General features: G+C 34.2%; 18 protein-coding genes. 6 read left to right on the top strand and 12 right to left on the bottom strand.

Annotated features, from left to right (window positions below):
• Positions 1-1,341 (top strand): T9SS type B sorting domain-containing protein (locus tag BM253_RS13555; RefSeq protein ID WP_143095664.1); only part of this gene is annotated, 1,341 nt, incomplete at its 5' end.
• Positions 1,342-1,485: 144 nt separating this feature from the next.
• Here BM253_RS13555 and BM253_RS13550 read toward each other — a convergent pair.
• A complete protein-coding gene (locus BM253_RS13550) occupies positions 1,486-3,129 on the bottom strand; it encodes an acyl-CoA carboxylase subunit beta (RefSeq protein ID WP_091525366.1) in 1,644 nt (547 codons plus the stop codon).
• Positions 3,130-3,291: 162 nt separating this feature from the next.
• On the opposite strand from BM253_RS13550, the gene BM253_RS13545 reads away from it, so the two are divergent.
• The gene (locus tag BM253_RS13545; RefSeq protein WP_091525364.1) at positions 3,292-3,936 is read left to right on the top strand and encodes a DUF47 domain-containing protein; all 645 of its coding nucleotides are present in this window, start codon (positions 3,292-3,294) and stop codon (positions 3,934-3,936) included.
• A gap of 21 nt (positions 3,937-3,957) precedes the next feature.
• Complete coding sequence (locus tag BM253_RS13540) at positions 3,958-5,067, top strand: inorganic phosphate transporter (RefSeq protein ID WP_091525362.1); 1,110 nt, start codon at positions 3,958-3,960, stop codon at positions 5,065-5,067.
• A gap of 292 nt (positions 5,068-5,359) precedes the next feature.
• Here BM253_RS13540 and BM253_RS13535 read toward each other — a convergent pair whose 3' ends face one another.
• Positions 5,360-6,598: an ABC transporter permease gene (locus BM253_RS13535; protein ID WP_091525377.1), complete on the bottom strand. Its 1,239-nt coding sequence runs from the start codon at positions 6,596-6,598 to the stop codon at positions 5,360-5,362.
• A gap of 4 nt (positions 6,599-6,602) precedes the next feature.
• Between BM253_RS13535 and BM253_RS13530 the strand changes: the two genes are divergently transcribed.
• Entirely contained in the window at positions 6,603-7,907 is a 1,305-nt protein-coding gene (locus BM253_RS13530; RefSeq protein WP_091525360.1) for an exo-beta-N-acetylmuramidase NamZ family protein, read from the top strand.
• An 80-nt stretch (positions 7,908-7,987) separates the two neighbouring features.
• Positions 7,988-8,203: a hypothetical protein gene (locus tag BM253_RS13525; RefSeq protein ID WP_091525358.1), complete on the top strand. Its 216-nt coding sequence runs from the start codon at positions 7,988-7,990 to the stop codon at positions 8,201-8,203.
• 16 nt (positions 8,204-8,219) lie between these two features.
• Here the strand turns inward: BM253_RS13525 and BM253_RS13520 are convergent, their stop codons facing one another.
• Positions 8,220-8,714, bottom strand: coding sequence for a YkgJ family cysteine cluster protein (locus tag BM253_RS13520; RefSeq protein WP_091525356.1), 495 nt, complete (start codon positions 8,712-8,714; stop codon positions 8,220-8,222).
• A 103-nt stretch (positions 8,715-8,817) separates the two neighbouring features.
• Between BM253_RS13520 and BM253_RS13515 the strand changes: the two genes are divergently transcribed.
• Positions 8,818-9,552: a class I SAM-dependent methyltransferase gene (locus BM253_RS13515; protein WP_245758502.1), complete on the top strand. Its 735-nt coding sequence runs from the start codon at positions 8,818-8,820 to the stop codon at positions 9,550-9,552.
• A 128-nt stretch (positions 9,553-9,680) separates the two neighbouring features.
• Here BM253_RS13515 and BM253_RS13510 read toward each other — a convergent pair whose 3' ends face one another.
• The 9 genes from BM253_RS13510 to BM253_RS13465 form a co-directional block, all read right to left on the bottom strand.
• Complete coding sequence (locus BM253_RS13510; protein ID WP_091525354.1) at positions 9,681-10,076, bottom strand: DUF2059 domain-containing protein; 396 nt, start codon at positions 10,074-10,076, stop codon at positions 9,681-9,683.
• A 28-nt stretch (positions 10,077-10,104) separates the two neighbouring features.
• Positions 10,105-10,722, bottom strand: a complete 618-nt coding sequence (locus BM253_RS13505) for a 7-carboxy-7-deazaguanine synthase QueE (RefSeq protein WP_091525374.1) — start codon at positions 10,720-10,722, stop codon at positions 10,105-10,107.
• 84 nt (positions 10,723-10,806) lie between these two features.
• Positions 10,807-12,465, bottom strand: a complete 1,659-nt coding sequence (locus tag BM253_RS13500; protein ID WP_091525352.1) for a tetratricopeptide repeat protein — start codon at positions 12,463-12,465, stop codon at positions 10,807-10,809.
• A 28-nt stretch (positions 12,466-12,493) separates the two neighbouring features.
• On the bottom strand, positions 12,494-13,384 hold the full coding sequence (locus BM253_RS13495; RefSeq protein ID WP_143095663.1) for a PstS family phosphate ABC transporter substrate-binding protein: 891 nt from the start codon (positions 13,382-13,384) through the stop codon (positions 12,494-12,496).
• Between the two features lie 180 nt (positions 13,385-13,564).
• A complete protein-coding gene (locus tag BM253_RS13490) occupies positions 13,565-14,446 on the bottom strand; it encodes an energy transducer TonB (RefSeq protein WP_091525349.1) in 882 nt (293 codons plus the stop codon).
• A gap of 374 nt (positions 14,447-14,820) precedes the next feature.
• Positions 14,821-15,705, bottom strand: a complete 885-nt coding sequence (locus tag BM253_RS13480) for an energy transducer TonB (RefSeq protein ID WP_091525346.1) — start codon at positions 15,703-15,705, stop codon at positions 14,821-14,823.
• A gap of 25 nt (positions 15,706-15,730) precedes the next feature.
• Complete coding sequence (locus tag BM253_RS13475; protein ID WP_091525344.1) at positions 15,731-16,267, bottom strand: ExbD/TolR family protein; 537 nt, start codon at positions 16,265-16,267, stop codon at positions 15,731-15,733.
• 21 nt (positions 16,268-16,288) lie between these two features.
• Positions 16,289-16,915, bottom strand: coding sequence for an ExbD/TolR family protein (locus BM253_RS13470; protein ID WP_091525342.1), 627 nt, complete (start codon positions 16,913-16,915; stop codon positions 16,289-16,291).
• Between the two features lie 67 nt (positions 16,916-16,982).
• Positions 16,983-17,798 (bottom strand): MotA/TolQ/ExbB proton channel family protein, encoded by an 816-nt coding sequence (locus BM253_RS13465; RefSeq protein WP_091525340.1) that lies wholly within the window; start codon positions 17,796-17,798, stop codon positions 16,983-16,985.
• Between the last annotated feature and the right edge of the window lie 182 nt (positions 17,799-17,980).

Below are 17,980 nucleotides of genomic sequence, written 5' to 3'. Positions count from 1 at the left end.
AAGGCATTGTTAGCGTGCATGGACAACCCTACGCCAACAACAACCTTTAATTTACACGATAAAGATGCACAAGCATTGGCAGGAGAAGATCCGGCGGATTTTATTGTAAGATATTTCCCAAGTGAACAAAATGCAATAAATAATACCAACCCATTACCATATACATATATAAATGCTACAGAATGGGAACAGGTTATCTGGGTACGTGTAGAAAACAAAGATACAGGCTGTTTTAGTGTTGCTAGTTTCTCACTAAAAATCGAACAGGCAGTATATGCGTTTACACCGGCAAATACCGAATTCTGTGAAACAGATTATGTAAACGACGGTATTTCATTAATAGATTTAACCACTTTAAGTGCAGAGATTATTGGTACGCAGGTAATCCCGGCAGCCAATTTAACAGTAGAGTACCACCGTTGGGATGCAGCAGGAGCAATAGATTCAAAAAGAATTGCAACTCCAAACAATGCACAAGTATTCAACGGAGAAGTAATTATTGCAAAAGTAGTTAATATAGATACTGATCTATTATGTTTTGATGAAGTAAACATCACCATCCGTTTAAAGAACGCACCTGAAGTAAAACCATTAATAGACGGTTTTGTATGTTACGAATACCGTGACCAAATGAGGATAAGCAGTGGGCATTATCTTGATACAGGCGTAACAGGAACCGGATACACCTTTGTATGGACAATAGACGGGCAAGCTATACCACCGGGCGTAGCAGATATATTAGATGGCGGTAGCAGATTGTACGCAAAACGCGGCGGAACCTATACAGTTGTAGTAACAGGACCAAACGGATGTAGCACAACACGTACTGCACGAGTAGATGAGGCGCCAAGTATCACAATTGACGAGGTGAAGGTAACCGATAGCTTTGGTGATACCAATGCCATTGAAGTAATGGCTTACGCAGGACCGGGAGTGGTGTTAGAATACAAGTTGGACGAAGGTTCATGGCAAGATTCAAACATCTTCTTAGATGTAACAGCAGGTGAGCATACCGTTTACGTACGTATAGAAGGCGAACCTTGTATTGCAAGTAAAGTAATCACGGTGATGGATTACCCTAAATTCTTTACACCAAACAACGATGGTTACAACGATACATGGAACATCTGGTCGTTAAAGAACCAACCTGATACCAAGATCTATATCTTTGACCGTTTTGGAAAACTAATCAAACAGTTAAGCCCGGCAGGCGAAGGATGGGATGGAACTTTCAATGGGCAACCATTACCATCAACCGACTACTGGTTCAAAGCAGACTACATAGATCCAAAAACAGGATTAACAAAAGAAGTAAGAGGTCACTTCTCGTTAAAACGATAAACACCTGTTAGATAAAAACAACCAAAAAGAGGAAGCAAGTGCTTCCTCTTTAAATTTTGTAAGATTTTCATGAAATGAAACAATTAAAAAAAGCCTACTTTATAAGTAGACTTTTTAAAATTATGATAGCAAAACTAAAGTTCCTTACACTTGAATAACACCTAAATTAAACTGTTTTTCAATTGGTGCGTGGTTCGCTGCTTCAATTCCCATAGAAATCCATTTGCGGGTATCTAACGGATCAATAATAGCATCGGTCCATAAACGTGCTGCTGCATAATATGGCGATGTTTGTGCATCGTACTTCGCTTTTATTTTATCGAACAATTCTGCTTCTTTTTCCGGAGTTAGCTCCTCGCCTTTTGCTTTTAACGATGATGCTTCGATCTGCAATAAAACTTTTGCTGCCTGTGCACCGCCCATAACTGCTAATTCTGCACTTGGCCAAGCTAAAAAGAAACGAGGATCGTACGCTTTACCGCACATTGCATAATTTCCTGCACCATAAGAATTACCCATAATAACGGTAAATTTAGGCACCACAGAATTACTTACAGCGTTCACCATTTTGGCTCCGTCTTTAATGATACCGCCGTGTTCTGATTTAGACCCCACCATAAAGCCGGTAACATCTTGCAAGAAAACCAAAGGAATTTTCTTTTGATTACAGTTTGCAATGAAACGCGTTGCTTTATCGGCAGAATCAGAATAAATTACACCGCCAAACTGCATTTCGCTCGGTTTGGTTTTCGCTCCGGTAGTTTTCACCACTTTACGCTGATTGGCTACAATACCAACCGCCCAACCGTCAATGCGCGCATAACCGGTAATAATTGTTTGCCCGTAACCTGCTTTATATTCATCAAATTCAGAATCATCAACCAAACGTTTAATGATTTCCATAGTATCATATTGTTCGCCTCGAGATTTTGGTAGAATTCCGTAAATTTCGTTTGGATCTAACGCCGGTTTTTTAGTATCGATACGATTGTATCCTGCTTTATCAAAATCACCCATTTTACCAACAATGTTGCGAATGGTTTCTAAACAATCTTTATCATCTTTCGCTTTATAATCGGTAACACCAGAAATTTCGGTATGCGTTGTTGCTCCACCCAAGGTTTCATTATCAATAGATTCCCCAATTGCAGCCTTAACCAAGTAAGATCCTGCTAAAAAGATCGATCCTGTTTTATCAACAATCAACGCTTCATCGCTCATAATCGGCAAATAAGCTCCACCGGCAACACAACTGCCCATTACGGCTGCAATCTGGGTAATTCCCATAGACGACATAATGGCGTTGTTACGAAAAATACGTCCGAAGTTTTCTTTATCAGGGAAAATTTCATCTTGCATTGGAAGGTAAACTCCGGCAGAATCAACCAAATAAATAATAGGCAAGCGGTTTTTAATAGCGATTTCTTGCGCACGTAAATTCTTTTTTCCTGTAATTGGGAACCACGCACCGGCTTTCACTGTAGCATCGTTTGCTACCACAATAACCTGCTTTCCGTTAACGTAACCGATTTTTACCACAACACCACCCGATGGGCAACCGCCGTGTTCTTTATACATGCCTTCGCCTACGAAAGCACCGATTTCGATTGATTTTGAATCTTTATCGAACAAAAAATCAATACGCTCGCGAGCAGTCATTTTTCCTTGTTCGTGCAGTTTTGCAATTCTTTTTTCGCCACCGCCCAGTTTAACTTTGGCTAATTTTTGTTTTAATTCTGATAATAGTAATTTATTATGATCTTCGTTTTTATTGAAGTTTAAATCCATTTCCTGAAAAATTTCGTTAAGTTCTTTGAATTCTGCTAAAATACAAATATTCCTGCTAATTTACAGAAACCGCTTTTGAAAATATTTTGCATTAAAAAGTAAATTTAATGTTAAGTTAACATTAGAATATTACTTTCGCAGTGCGAAAAAATTAATAAACACATGTCATTAAATTCAATTTTTCAATTTTTAGTTCCAAAGGATAAAACGTTTTACCCTTTATTTGAACAAGCTGCCGGTAAAATTAAATTATTATCGGAAACATTGCACGAAGCGGTAAACTTACCTGCAAACGACAGAGAAAAATTATTACGTGAAGTAGAAGTATTAAAATCGGAAATCGAAGCGATTGCACAAACTACGCGTGTAGAATTAGGAAGAAACTTTATTACCCCTTTTGATAGAGAAGATATTAACAACTTAATGACTGCGGTTGATGAAATTGCCGATCATTTAAGTGATGCAGCATCGCGTATGCGTTTGTATCAAATTGAAAAAGTTACCAAACCGTTACGCAAACTTACCGAAGCTAATTTAGAAGCTTGTACGCAGGTAGCTCAAAGTTTACTTGATTTAAAGGATATGAAAAACCTTAAAGCAATTGCCGAAGGCTGTAAAGTTATTTTACGTTTAGAACGTAAAGCTGATAAAGTTTTTGATAAAGCGGTTGCCGATATTTTTGAAAACGAAACCAATATTATAGAAATTATCAAGTACAAAGAAGTAATGGATGCTTTGGAAACAGCTACCGACAGCTGTCGCCGCGTGGCAAATGTATTGGAAACAATTACTGTTAAATACGCATAATTTTTTAGAAGATAAATTTTTATGGAACTATTTGACTTATTTGCAAACCTTGATGTTAGCGGCGCCTGGTTATTACTTATTATTATAGTTTTAGCATTGGGGTTTGACTACATTAACGGTTTTCACGATGCAGCAAACTCTATTGCTACCATTGTAACAACACGTGTTTTAACTCCGTTTCAGGCTGTTTTATGGGCTGCTGCTTTTAACTTTGCCGCTTACTTTATATCGCTGTATATTATTGGTGAATTTAAAATTGGTAACACCATAGCAAAATCGGTTAACGAACAGTTTATTACACTCGAGGTTATTTTTGCCGGATTAATTGCCGCTATTCTTTGGAATTTGGCAACATGGAAACTAGGAATTCCTTCATCATCATCACACACATTAATTGGTGGTTTTATGGGTGCTGCTATTGCACACGCAGGCGGTATCAATGTAAACGGAGAAGATGTTATTGTTTACGCAAAAGTAATTCCTATCTTTTTGTTTATTTTCGGAGCTCCGTTTTTAGGAATGATACTAGCCTACTTTATAACCGTTGCTATTATGTGGATTTGTAGAAAAGCCAATCCGCACCGTGCAGAAAAATGGTTTAAACGTTTACAGTTGGTATCATCGGCATTATTCAGTTTAGGTCACGGTGGTAACGATGCACAAAAAGTAATGGGTATTATTGGTGCTGCCGTTATTAGCTTTCACATGGGCTTGCCAGATGGTTTGAATCCTTATTTAGAAATACCTAACGCAGACCGTTTTAGTTATTTTGTTGACCACTGGGGTTGGGTTCCATTAGCATCGTTCGTTTTTATTGGTTTAGGAACAATGAGCGGTGGTTGGAAAATCGTTAAAACAATGGGATCTAAAATCACAAAGGTAACTCCGCTTGAAGGTGTTGCTGCAGAAACAGCCGGAGCCGTTGCTTTATACGTTACTGAACACATGGGAATACCGGTTTCTACCACTCATACCATTACAGGATCTATTATTGGTGTAGGTATTACAAAACGTATATCGGCAGTTCGCTGGGGTGTAACAATCTCATTATTATGGGCATGGATTTTAACGATACCTGTATCTGCATTAGTTGCAATGGGCGTTTATCACCTAGTACATTTATTTATTTAAGATTGAATCATTACAAAATAAGAAAAGTCGTTCGTTTAGAGCGACTTTTTTGTTGTTTAGTATTTTTTGATTTGATTATAGTTACGAATTTTATAATTAGAATCATTCAATTTATTTTACAACGCTTGTCATTCCAGACTTGATCCGGACACGAGCTTGCGAACTGGCGAAGCAATCGCATATCTATTTTGATGAGAAGCTGAATCACGTTCAGCTTGACATAGATGTGTAAATTTAAGCTTGATATATTTCGTTTGATAAATTCTATACTTTAAATTTAGATTGATCTCACCTACTGAAACTTAATCGATTTTACCGGAGAAATTTTTGTTGTTAAGTGCGATGGTATCAGCATAATTAAGTAGCTTAAAACCACCAATGCTACATTGATTAAAATGATATAAACCGGAGAAATATATACAGGAGCTACTTTTACATAATATTGTGTAGGATCTAACGTAATAATTCCAAAATACTTCTGAATTAGCAATAAACCTAAACCTATTGCGTTTCCGATTAACAAGCCAATTAAAACAATATACGTTGCATTGTAAACAAAAATCTTACGGATGCTCCAATTACTTGCGCCCAAAGCTTTTAAAATACCAATCATCTGCGTTCGTTCTAAAATAAGTACCAGCAAAGCAACAATCATATTGATTACGGCAACTAAAATCATTAATCCCACTATGATGTAAATATTTAAATCGAACACCTTTAACCAGTCAAAAATATGAAAGTATTTGGTTGTTATGGGTTCGCTGTTTAAAGTCGATGGAATGTGACTGTACACTTTATCAGCAATAGTATCAATCTTTGTAAAATCGTTTACAAAAAGTTCAAAACCGCCAACTTCGTATTTTTGCCATTTGTTTAAACGTTGTATATGCTTTAAATCACCAATTACAAAAGTTTCATCGAACTGCGGAAAACCCGAATCGTAAATTCCCGAAATGGTAAAAGCGCGCACATTTGGCAAACCTTCACCATCGTTCTTTAAAAAATAAGTATCCAGCTTATCACCCACTTTCAATTCTAAACGGTTGGCTAAATAACCCGAAACAATCACTTCATTGGTCATTCCTTCCGTTTTATATTCAGGTAATTTTCCTTCGGTCAAATAATCTTCCAAATAATTCCACTGATAATTTTTATCTACACCTTTAAAAACAATTCCTTCAAACGATTTATCGGTTCTAACAACTCCGGCTTTTGTAGCAAACGGATGCACCGCAGTAACTTCGGGTACTTCTGTAAACTTCGGATAAAAATTCTGTTGGGTTGAAATAGGTTCCAAAGTAACTTCGGACTGATTGTTATCAAAATTAGATATCACCACATGCCCATTGAACGATGTAATTTTATCGCGTATTTTTTGCTGCAAACCCAAGCCCGTTGCAATAGAAACCAGCATCATAACCACACTGATAGCAACCGCAGCAATGGCAATTTTTATAATTGGCGCAGAAACACTATTTTTATACTTTTTAGAAGTTGCTAAACGTTTAGCTATAAAATAAGATAAATTCAAAACAATGAAAGCTATAATTCTTTTCAAAAATACATTTTTATTTTTCTTTGTAACAGTATTTACAGGCTTAAGTTTTGTTTGTAATGCTCAAAGTAAGTCAAAAGTCGAAAGTCAAAAGTCAAAAGATTTTCAAAAATACATAAAGACAGGAGCTGATCAATCAAAGATTTATATTCCTTTATTAAAAGATAAAAGAGTAGGTATTTTGACAAATCAGACGGGAATAACATTCTTAATGGAAAAAGGTCCTTGCCCTAAAGGAGTGGATCCTGTAACATCAGATTGTGCAAGAAAATATGACATCAGCATTGTTGATTTTTTAATTCAAAATAAAATAAACCTTAAAAAAATCTATGCGCCTGAACATGGTTTTCGTGGAACTGCCGATGCCGGTGAATTGATTAAAGACGGAAAAGATACCAAAACCGGTTTGCCTATTATTTCGTTGTACGGAAACAACAAAAAACCGACAAAAGAACAGCTTACCGGTATTGATGTTATGATTTTTGATTTGCAGGATGTAGGCGCGCGATTTTACACCTATATTTCATCGTTACACTATTTAATGGAAGCTTGTGCCGAAAATAATATTCCTTTGATTGTTTTGGATCGACCAAATCCGAAAGGCGCAACGGTTGACGGTCCTGTTCTGGAAATGAAAAACAAAAGTTTTGTAGGTATGCATCCTATTCCTATTTTGCACGGAATGACCATTGGCGAATATGCTCAAATGATTAACGGCGAAAAATGGTTGAACCCTTCGACAGGCTCAGGGCAGGCTCTTCAATGTAAATTAACTGTTATTCCTTGCAAGAATTACAACAAAAGCATGCACTATTCATTGCCTGTTAAACCATCGCCAAATTTACCTAATGATACATCGATAAATCTGTACACCAGTTTGTGTTTTTTTGAAGGAACCAATGTAAGTATGGGGCGCGGAACCGAAAAGCAGTTTCAAATTTACGGATCGCCCTTTTTAAAGAATATGGATTTTACTTTTACACCAAAGCCTAACGAAGGTGCTAAAGATCCGGTTCATAACGGTGTAAAATGTTTTGGCGAAGATTTATCGACACATAAAACAATCGACGGTTTATCATTAGAATGGCTTTTAAAGGCTTACAAAAACACAAGTGATAAAGAAAAGTTCTTTAATAACTTTTTTATCAAACTTGCCGGAACCGATCAACTGCAAAAACAAATTAAAAAAGAACTATCAGAAAAAGAAATCAGAGAAACCTGGAAAAGCGGTATTGAAGATTTTAAAAACACACGTAAAAAGTATTTGCTTTACGCCGATTTTTAACTTCAATTTATCATTACAAACCTAACAAATCACAAGTTTTTTATTATATTTGATTAAAAGTTAAAAAAAGGTAATTTGTTATGAATACAACAAACGCTATAATTGCTATCATTGATCGTTTTCAATCTCTTTATGAGTGGTTTCTTCGCATTTTAGGTCGAGTGGTTGACTTATTTGAACGTTTTAAAGAGTTTATCTTAAATCTGGTTGAATACGTTATAAACACGTTCGATAATGAAGAAGATGCGCACAATTTCTTAAAGAACTATTTAGATAACGAACATAGTTTCATATAAAACTTAAATGCCTTTTTTACAAAGGCATTTTCTTTTTCATTTCTTCAACAACTGCAAACGCTGCCGGACAAATTTCAACATTCTTTAAGGTAAGATTGCTTATTTGCTGAAACTTTTTTCTATCGGTATGCGGAAATTCTCTGCAAGCTTTCGGTCGCACATCATAAATCATACAATAATTCTCGTGATCTAAAAACGTACACGGAACACTTTGCAGCACATAATCATTATCCTCGTCAATTCGTAAATACTGGCTTATAAACTGTTGTGGTTTTTGTCGCAAATGTTTTGCAATACGCTCAATATCTGCCAAAGTAAACAAAGGTCCGGTAGTTTTACAGCAATTAGCACACTTTAAACAATCGGTCTTTTTAAACACATCGTCATGAATAAGCTGCATTTTGTAATCTAAATCTTTAGGCGTTTTTTTCTTTAGCTTATCAAAATACTTCTTGTTTTCTGTGTGCTTATCTTTTGCTAACTTTGGCAATTGTTTTAAATACTGTTCCATTGCAATTTTAAAATACAAAATTACAAAAAATAAATACCTACATTTAAACTTTTAACCATATAGAATTTTCATAGTTTTTATTAAAGATTAAAACTAAGTTACTATGTGGTTACAAAAAAACAATTATATGTTTAAAGATCTTTTTGGCAAAGCAATGCTGGATTATGTTCAAAATAATCAGCCCGAAAATTTAATTACCGAAACAAACATTAGCGAAGCCGATGAAATGGACGTTTCTTATCTTTTTAGATCCTTTAAAGATATGCCTAAATTAGAACAAAAAGCATTAAAACTTGCCAAAGGAAGTGTTTTGGATGTTGGATGCGGTGCTGGAAGTCATGCACTGTATTTACAGGAAAAAGGTTTGAATGTTTTAGCGATTGATATATCTGCAAATGCTGTTGAAACCTGTAAAATTCGTGGTGTTGAAAATGCGATGCAGATTGATATTTTACAAGTTGATGAATCTGAAAAGTTCGATACTATTTTGTTATTGATGAATGGAACCGGAATTTTTGGCAGATTGAAGAATATCGATCAATACCTATCTAAATTAAAAAGTTTACTGACAGATAACGGACAAATTTTAATTGACAGTTCGGACATTATTTATATGTTTGATGAAGACGATGACGGTGGAAAATGGATTCCTATGTACGGCGATTACTATGGCGAACTTACATTTAACATATCATACAAAGGCGAAAATGAAGAACCTTTTAATTGGTTGTATTTAGATTTTAATACGTTGCAAAATGCCTGTATAGCTCAAAATTTAAACTGCGAGTTGATTTTAGAAGGATCTAATTTTGATTATCTGGCTAGAATTACAAAATAAATTACGTAGATTTTTTACCACGAATTTCACAGATTCTCACAAATTTAAAATCCCTTTTAATCTTAAAAATCTGTGTTTGATAAAACTACAGAAACTTGAATAAAAAAGAGAAGCAGCTGCTTCTCTTTTTACATCATATATTTCATTATAATGCCTTGTATTTCGCTTTTAAAATCTTCTGATTTATTGCTTAAAACCGTAGCATAATTTTGTTTGATCATCATGAATTTCTTTGCCAATGGTGTCTGGTAAAACTCAATTAAATTCTCAACCTCGCTTTGTGATAAATTTTGTGAATAATAAGCAATCAAATTCTTTTTCTGCTTGGCAATTAAAGGTTCCATATCCTTTTTAAAACTTTCACGATTGTTCACAGAAAGCTGCTTAGAAATCTCGTCGGCAATATTGTAAAACTCTTGCACTTCACCCGATAATTCAACCAGTTTAATCACATCGGTTTTATTAGCTTGGGCAAAACTGTTCGTTGCGACAAACAGCATCACCAATAACATAATTTTCTTCATAACTTTTTTAAGGTAAAATTAAAATATTTTAAGGAATATCCAAATATTTATGAGTTTGAGTAGAAATTGCCCATTTAGGATTATTCTTTACATAATCAATAACTAAAGGCAGCATTTCTTCCTTCTTACCCCACTCTACCTGCAAATATAATTTAGCATTTTTGTTTACTTTGGCAGCTTGTTCTTCAGCAAATTTAAAATCGTGATGATTGTAAATAATACATTTTAACTCGTTCGCAGCATCGTAAACACTTTGTGTAGGCAGTTTCTTTTTCTTTGGCGACAAACAGATCCAATCCCAAAAACCAGATAGTTCATAAGCTCCTGATGTTTCAATATTGGTTTGAATTCCCTTCTCTTTTAATTTTGAGGTAAGATGATCTAAATTCCACATCAATGGTTCGCCACCTGTAATCACAACCAATTTACCGTTATCTTCGGCTTGCGAAACAATATCGCTTACCAAAATTTTAGGATGCAGGTTTTCGTCCCAACTTTCTTTTACATCACACCAATGGCAACCAACATCGCATCCTGCCAAACGGATAAAATACGCCGCGTGACCGGTATAAAAACCTTCGCCTTGAATGGTGTAAAAAGCTTCCATTAAAGGTAATTTATCAACGATAGTTTCTGTAGTTGTCATTTTAATATTTTCTGCAAAGATACAATAGTTATCGTAAAAATTTTTCATAAAAAAAGAGCAACCGTTAAGTTGCTCTTTCATTATCTATTTAGCGTTTTGCACTTGCTTTCTTGCGTACTCGTTACTAGAATCTAATCGTAGTACTTTTTGGAAAGAACTTGTTGCTTTTGCTTTGTTTGTAGTTTGGTTGTAATTACCAATCATGGTGTAAGCTTCAATTAAAGCATCTTTAAAAGCAGCATCGTTTGCAAATCCTTTCTGAGTTAACAAATCGATAAATCCTTCGTAATCTTTTTCCATTTTAGCTAAAGATGTTGGCGTATTCAAGTTTCTGTTTACGCGCGCGCTGATTAAATAAGCCTCAAAAGTTGGCGTTTTCTTTAATGAGCTGTCTAAATCGGTTTTTGCTTTTTGTAACTGATCGTTAAACATTGGTTTATCGCTTGCCATGTACAAAGCGTTTCCTTTGTAATACATATCGTACACGTAGTAAGGCGATTTTTCGTCTTTAGAAGCTAAATCGAACACAAAATAAGCTTGTTCAAAATGTTCGTCTTTAAACAAATCCATTCCCAATTCGTGTAAAGCAACTCCCAATTTAGGATTTTCTTTAACCGCTTTTGCCATTTCATCGATCGATTTTTTATAAACCGCTTCGTTAAAAGTTCCGTCTTCTTTACGAGAAGCTTCTAATTCTGACAATCCTTTGTATAAATAATCGATTGGCAATAATTGATCTTTTTTATCCTGAACATCAAAATACATGTTGATGTTTTCTTTAGCGTCTAAAAATTTACCGTTTTGGAAATCGGCAATTGCACGGTAACGGTACATAAAGAAGTTATCTCCACGTGTGTACCATTTTGTTCTAACTAAATCTCCTAAAGCCTTGTAATCTTTATTTTTGATTAAGTATGCAGCCAATTCGTTATCAACATCCATACTTTCACCAATCATTCCGTGGTATTTGAAATAGTTTTCTACACCAGGCTGTAAAAGAGCTTTATCGTCTTTAAAACGCGCGTAATCTGCATGGGTTAATGCCAACTGCTTGTAAACATCAGCATAAGCAGGATCTTTAGAAACAATGGTATCATATACTTTAATAGCATCTTCAAACTCATTACCTGCACGTAAAACATCAGCCAGCTTCATTTTAGGCAAATGACTATTTGGAAATCTTTTCGATGTTTCATAATAAACACGGCGTGCATCAACAAAACGTTTTTCTGCAAAGTAAATATCTCCACGGGCAATGTGCGGTTCCGGAGTTTCTAAATTTACGAACAATGCTTTGTTCACAAATTCTAATGCCAAATCGAAATCAGGTTTTGGAGCGAAGGTATAAGCGTGTGCAATATCCAAATAAGTTTGATAATCTTTTGGCCCAATATTTAAAGTTGCTGCATTAAACTTTGATTTCGCTTCTTTATCTTTCTGTGTAAGTAAACCTAATTTACCCAATCCAAGATTGTTAACATCAACATCTTTAACGGCTCTTAACCCTTGTTTAAAGTAATAATTTGCCGAATCTTGATTATTCTCGTTTAAATGAATTACCCCTAAACGATAAAAGTTTTTTCCTTGGTTTGGTTGTGATCTAATAAGCCTATATAATTCTTTTTTTGCAACATCGTAACGACCGTACTTGATTGCCGTATCAATATCATTAGCACTACTCTGTGCGTTTGCACTAAAAATGAATGATAATAAAGCTAAACTTAGGGTAATTTTTTTATTCATAATTTACAATTATATTGAAAAACCTTATTTATTCTACTATGTTAATTTCACGTTTTGGTAAAGTTACCGGCATTAAACCCGATTTTAAAACAATACGCTGTCCTTTGTCTGAAGCTGCGAAACTTGCAAAACCGGTACCTAAACCTGTTTTTCCCTGAACGTCTATAATATTTATTGTTCTTATTAACGGATAAGTATTATCTGCAATGGTACTTTGCGATGGTGCATAATAATTTTTTAACGAATCGTTATAAACCAACATAGAACGCAACTGCTTAATACCTTCTTTTATTTTTTCATCGGGCTGAAGCATCCAATTGATACCAACCACACCAACAGCATTTTTATTTTTATTAATATATGATACAATTTCTCCGACTGTTTTTACATAATAAACATTCTTGCTTAACTCACTTACGCGGGCATCTGTTTTAATTTGATCTACAATGTTTGAATTGGCATCGTGAAAAACAAATATTTTATCGGATTTTTTAGTTCCTTTAAAAATATCAATAACCTGTTTATAATTAATTAATGTATCCGTAGCGTTTTTTTGTGTGATGAACAATACTGCATCTTTTGCAATCGGTGTTATTTTAGGCACCACGCGACCTTTGAAAGCTTCTAGCTCTTTTGCCGTGAACGACTTTGGCATTACTGCCAAACGACCAGAATCTTTATAAACCGAATTTAAAATTTCGTTCTGCGAAAGCATCTTTAATTTTATATCGGCATTGTTGTAATAGGTTTTAAAAACCTGATTAATATCTTCAACTATAGGATAAACCGACGATTCTACATACATTTCTGTTGTTCCTCTGTCGTACGCTTCTTTCACTTCTGCAACCCCATCTTTACTTTCTTTTTTACAAGAAATTAAAAGGCTTAACCCCAACACAGACCAAATTATCTGCTTCATAATTTTAGATATTAATTGATTGCTAAATCTACTAATTTTTTTTTTAATAAACTTTACAAATTTTGCATTTTTAACAAACAAAAATTATTGATGCAGTAAAAATGGTTTTACCTTACGTTAAATTGCAAATAATATGTTTACAAAAAATAAGAAACCCGCTTTTAAATAGCGGGTTTCTTTTTAGTTATTTACTTTAACTTTAATTGGTAAGGTAAATTGAGAGCGAACCGTTCTACCGTTATGTTGTGCTGCTTTCCATTTTGGCATTGACTTTAAAACGCGGATTGCTTCGTTACCCAAACCATGCTTATCTTCAATGATTTTTATGTCTGTAAACGATCCGTCTTTTTCTACAACAAATTTTAGCTTAACTACCATTTCTGTTGCATTACCTCCAACATCCTTAGAAAATTTTCTGATATATGATTCAAAGAATTTTTCAAAACCTTCATTTGGCATAGCTTTCTTTTGAACTAACGTAACTATTTCATTTCCTTTTGAAGTTGTGTTTCCTTCTGTACTATCACCATCGCCAGATTTTATATTTTTTCCGGTATCTATATCACCAGATTCTCTTCCATCTTTATTTAAAGTACCGTCAGTATGTGCTTTGGTATTATTTTGACCTGAATTTATATTATCGTTAAAATCTTTTTGTGCTTTTAGTTTATCATCTATAACATCATTGTCTTTAGCCGCTGTCATTTCTACAAATTTTTTATTTTCCATGACATCTTTTACTGTTGACTTTTCGATAACTTTCTCAACCGATTTCTCAATATCTGCTGGTTTTTCTACAGGTGGTTTCTCAACTATTGGATCAACAATATCTGGAACAACAGGATCATTTTCTAATATATACTCAATTACTCTCGGATTACTTTTAGATGCATACAGATAAGAGCTTCCAAAAATAGAACCTAACAATCCTATGCCAATAGCCAAAGCCGTAAAAGTTGTTTTAGTACTTTCCTGGCGTAATTTGTACGCTCCGTAAAGTTTGTTGCGGTTTTCAAATACAATATTTAACCACTCTTTTCCAAATAAATTTAAACTACTCATAATTAAAATGTTTTTAAGTTAAAGCGTAAAAATCAGACCATATAAAAATGTTTTAACTAAATATACAAAATATAAACACTCATTTACAGATTAACGTAAATATATTTTATTTAGTATATAGTAAAACAAAAATGACAAGAAATTAATCTTGTCTTATATTTATGATTCTAAAAAATCTGAAGATACTGTACACAATGAGCAGTATTCCAAAGAGTAGCCTGCGGTTATACGATAATTCTAACGGAATGCTTTTCCAAAAAATAAACATACATCCCAATACAAAATACAGAATTAGGAACACCAAACCAATAAAGAACAAAAATCGCTGTAAAAGCGATTTTTGTTTAAAATTATTTATAAAGTTTTCTAACATACTAGTTATTTACTCTAACTTTAATAGGTAATGTAAAACTTGAACGCACTTTTTTACCATTGTGCTCTGCTGGTTTCCATTTAGGCATTGATTTCAATACTCTAATGGCTTCTCTACCCATGTTGTGCGGATCTGCTCCTGATACTTGAACATCAGTAAAAGAACCGTCTTTTTCTACAACAAATTTTAAACGAACAGAGATTTCATTTACATTTCCACCAACATCTGGTGCGTTAAACTTACGGATAAAGCTGCTAAAGAAAGCTTGTAAACCTTCGTTAGGTGCAGCTTTTTGCTGTACAAAGCTGTGAACTTTGTTTGAATCTTCTTCAGAAAATTGGTCACCTTTTCCTTTTCCTTTGGAACCAGATTCAGCACCCCCGGTCTGTTCACCTTTTGTTTTAAAATCACCTTTATCATCACCTTTTCTGTCCTCACGACCAGATTGAGTGTCATCGTCAAACTCTTTTTGAGACTTCTGCTCCTCTTTTTTAACTTCTGTATCTTTCTTTACCTCCATTTCGGTAAATTTTTTCTCATCTTGAACAGATTTTGAAGCATCAGCAGGTTCCTCTTTTGGAGGTTCAACAACTGGTTCTTCTTTTATCTCTTCGATGGGCTCTTCAGGCTCTGGAAGTTCAGGTAATTGCACATCTAAAATCTCAACACCTGTTTCATCTTTGTCTTTACCAAATCTTTCACCAAATAGAGATTTATAAGCTACCGATCCACCAAAAGCCAAACCAATACAAACAACTCCTAACAATAATGCTAGTAATGTTGTTTTAGGATTTTCTTGACGTAGTTTGTAGGCTCCGTACGCTTTGTTACGACCTTCAAACACAACGTTAATCCAATCCTTTCCAAATAAATTAATATTAGCCATAGTAGTCTATTTTATTATTTTATGCTTACTGCATTATTGCTTTTTCAGCATCAGTAATATCATTAATTGCATATACCTCGATTCCAGTGATTGCCATTTCATCTAATATATCAATCATATTAGTATAAGTAGCCTCATCTGTAGCCTTAATAATAACAATTTGACCTTCAGCTCCTGTTAAACCTTGAGCTCTTAGATTAGCTATTTTTTGCAAAATAACTTTTCTTATACCGTTTTTACCATAAGTTGAATCAGTAGGTCCTTCAATAGGAGAACTAAACATACCTACATAATATTTTAACATATTATCTTTACCTAAAAGTATGGTCATCGTTTTAGACTCTTTTACATCTATTCGATCCTCTTTTTCAACATCTTTCTTATCCGGCATTTGCAAGTCCATAGACTGCGGTTTAGATAAGGAAGTGGTTAACATAAAGAACGTAATCAATAAGAATGCCAAATCTACCATGGCTGTTAAATCAACCCCGGCATTTTGTTTTTTACTTCTTACTTTTTTACCGCCTTTTCCTTCGTTACCACCAGTATTTAATTCTGCCATTTCTTTTTAAATTTTAGTAGATTAAAAGTCATCAGTTCTTAAACCTGTAACAAGGTAAAAGCGGTTTTGACGTTGTTCTTGTAAAATATCAATTACCTGTTTAACTGTACCAAACTGCTCGTTTGCATCACCTTTAATAGCTACTTTTAAGAAGTTCTTTTTCTCATCAGTAGATTTTCTAATGTAAGATGATTCTCTTGCATTACGTACCCAAGACGCCAATTGATTATTTAAAGAATCTTTATAAGGCACACCTTTGTGAATATCTTTATCCATACGTTCACCTGCAGGTTTCGCTAACAAGCTCTTCATTTCACGAATATCAACTCCAAAATTTTCCATTCCTGCAAAAGCATTCAACTCTGCTTCAGAAAATTCAATATTATATTCCTGCCCCATTCTTCTAAGAACATCCATTCTATCTTCTCTTCCTGCTAAACCTACAAATACATTTTCCTGTCCAACAGTAATAGTTAATATATCTTCTGATGGAATTTTTGTTTCTTTTGTAGATGCAGGCAAATCAACAGGATGAACTTCTGGTGTTTTTGCTGTAGAGGTTAAAACGAAGAATGTTAGCAATAAGAATGATACGTCACACATTGCGGTCATATCTATTCTTGTACTTGATTTTTTCATTTTTGCCATATTCTCTCTTCTTTTTTAACCAGATTTAATCTGGAATTATACACTATTTTACGAACTACAATAAAGATTATTTATTGTGTCTTCTGTAAGATTGTGTAATTGCGAATCCGGCTTCGTCGATAAAATGTGTTAATTTATCGATTTTCGTTGTGAATACGTTATAGAAAACAATAGCTAATGTAGATGTACCAATACCTGTAGCAGTATTCATCAAGGCTTCAGAGATACCTGTTGCTAATGCAGATGAATCAGGAGAACCAGCTGTAGATAAAGCCGAGAATGCTTTAATCATACCTGTTACTGTACCTAATAAACCTACTAATGTACCAATAGACACTAATGTTGCTAAAATGATCATGTTTTTCTCTAACATTGGCATTTCTAACACCGTAGCTTCTTCGATTTCTTTTTGAATAGTTTCAGTTGCTTTGTCAGCATCAAAACCTTCACGTTTAACTTCTTTTAATTTAATTAACGCTGCTTTTACAACATTTGCAACTGAACCTTTTTGTTTGTCAGAAAGTTCAATAGCTTCGTCAATTTGGTTAGCATTAACTAAAGATTGTACTTTAGCTACATAACCTTTAACATCACCTGTACCTGCAGCTTTACTTACTACAATCCATCTTTCGATGCCGAATACAATAGTTGTTGTTAATAATCCAATTAATACAGCAATAACGTAACCACCTTTGTACATCATTCCCATTAAGTCTCCTGGTAATGGATCGCCGTTACGATCGCCGTTCATGAAGTTGTCTGCATTTCCTAATACAAATCTCCAAATTACCCAACCAAAAACTAAACATAGGATAATGGTAATCGCCGCAGCCACGTTTGATAATCCTGAACCACTTGGATTTTTCTCAACTGTTTGTGTCATCTTAATAAAATTTAAATTTAATGTTTACTCAATTTTTAAAATTAGTTTGCTTTCATTGAAGCAAGGCAAATTTACTTTTTTAGTTGAAATAAAAAAATAAAATTTCACCTGTAATAATTCAAGAATTTAAAATTAACGAAAAAGAAACAATTAATTTACTTTTTAATATTTTTTTATCAAAT

It is taken from the genome of Paenimyroides ummariense (assembly GCF_900115115.1).
GTDB classification, from domain to species: Bacteria; Bacteroidota; Bacteroidia; order Flavobacteriales; family Flavobacteriaceae; genus Flavobacterium; species Flavobacterium ummariense.
This window is presented reverse-complemented; position numbering and strand designations above follow the sequence as displayed.

Coding starts and splice junctions, on each gene's coding strand:
- BM253_RS13550 (WP_091525366.1), bottom strand. CDS start 3,129: ATGGATTTAAACTTCAATAAAAACGAAGATCATAATAAATTACTATTA.
- BM253_RS13545 (WP_091525364.1), top strand. CDS start 3,292: ATGTCATTAAATTCAATTTTTCAATTTTTAGTTCCAAAGGATAAAACG.
- BM253_RS13540 (WP_091525362.1), top strand. CDS start 3,958: ATGGAACTATTTGACTTATTTGCAAACCTTGATGTTAGCGGCGCCTGG.
- BM253_RS13530 (WP_091525360.1), top strand. CDS start 6,603: ATGAAAGCTATAATTCTTTTCAAAAATACATTTTTATTTTTCTTTGTA.
- BM253_RS13525 (WP_091525358.1), top strand. CDS start 7,988: ATGAATACAACAAACGCTATAATTGCTATCATTGATCGTTTTCAATCT.
- BM253_RS13520 (WP_091525356.1), bottom strand. CDS start 8,714: ATGGAACAGTATTTAAAACAATTGCCAAAGTTAGCAAAAGATAAGCAC.
- BM253_RS13515 (WP_245758502.1), top strand. CDS start 8,818: ATGTGGTTACAAAAAAACAATTATATGTTTAAAGATCTTTTTGGCAAA.
- BM253_RS13510 (WP_091525354.1), bottom strand. CDS start 10,076: ATGAAGAAAATTATGTTATTGGTGATGCTGTTTGTCGCAACGAACAGT.
- BM253_RS13505 (WP_091525374.1), bottom strand. CDS start 10,722: ATGACAACTACAGAAACTATCGTTGATAAATTACCTTTAATGGAAGCT.
- BM253_RS13500 (WP_091525352.1), bottom strand. CDS start 12,465: ATGAATAAAAAAATTACCCTAAGTTTAGCTTTATTATCATTCATTTTT.
- BM253_RS13495 (WP_143095663.1), bottom strand. CDS start 13,384: ATGAAGCAGATAATTTGGTCTGTGTTGGGGTTAAGCCTTTTAATTTCT.
- BM253_RS13490 (WP_091525349.1), bottom strand. CDS start 14,446: ATGAGTAGTTTAAATTTATTTGGAAAAGAGTGGTTAAATATTGTATTT.
- BM253_RS13480 (WP_091525346.1), bottom strand. CDS start 15,705: ATGGCTAATATTAATTTATTTGGAAAGGATTGGATTAACGTTGTGTTT.
- BM253_RS13475 (WP_091525344.1), bottom strand. CDS start 16,267: ATGGCAGAATTAAATACTGGTGGTAACGAAGGAAAAGGCGGTAAAAAA.
- BM253_RS13470 (WP_091525342.1), bottom strand. CDS start 16,915: ATGGCAAAAATGAAAAAATCAAGTACAAGAATAGATATGACCGCAATG.
- BM253_RS13465 (WP_091525340.1), bottom strand. CDS start 17,798: ATGACACAAACAGTTGAGAAAAATCCAAGTGGTTCAGGATTATCAAAC.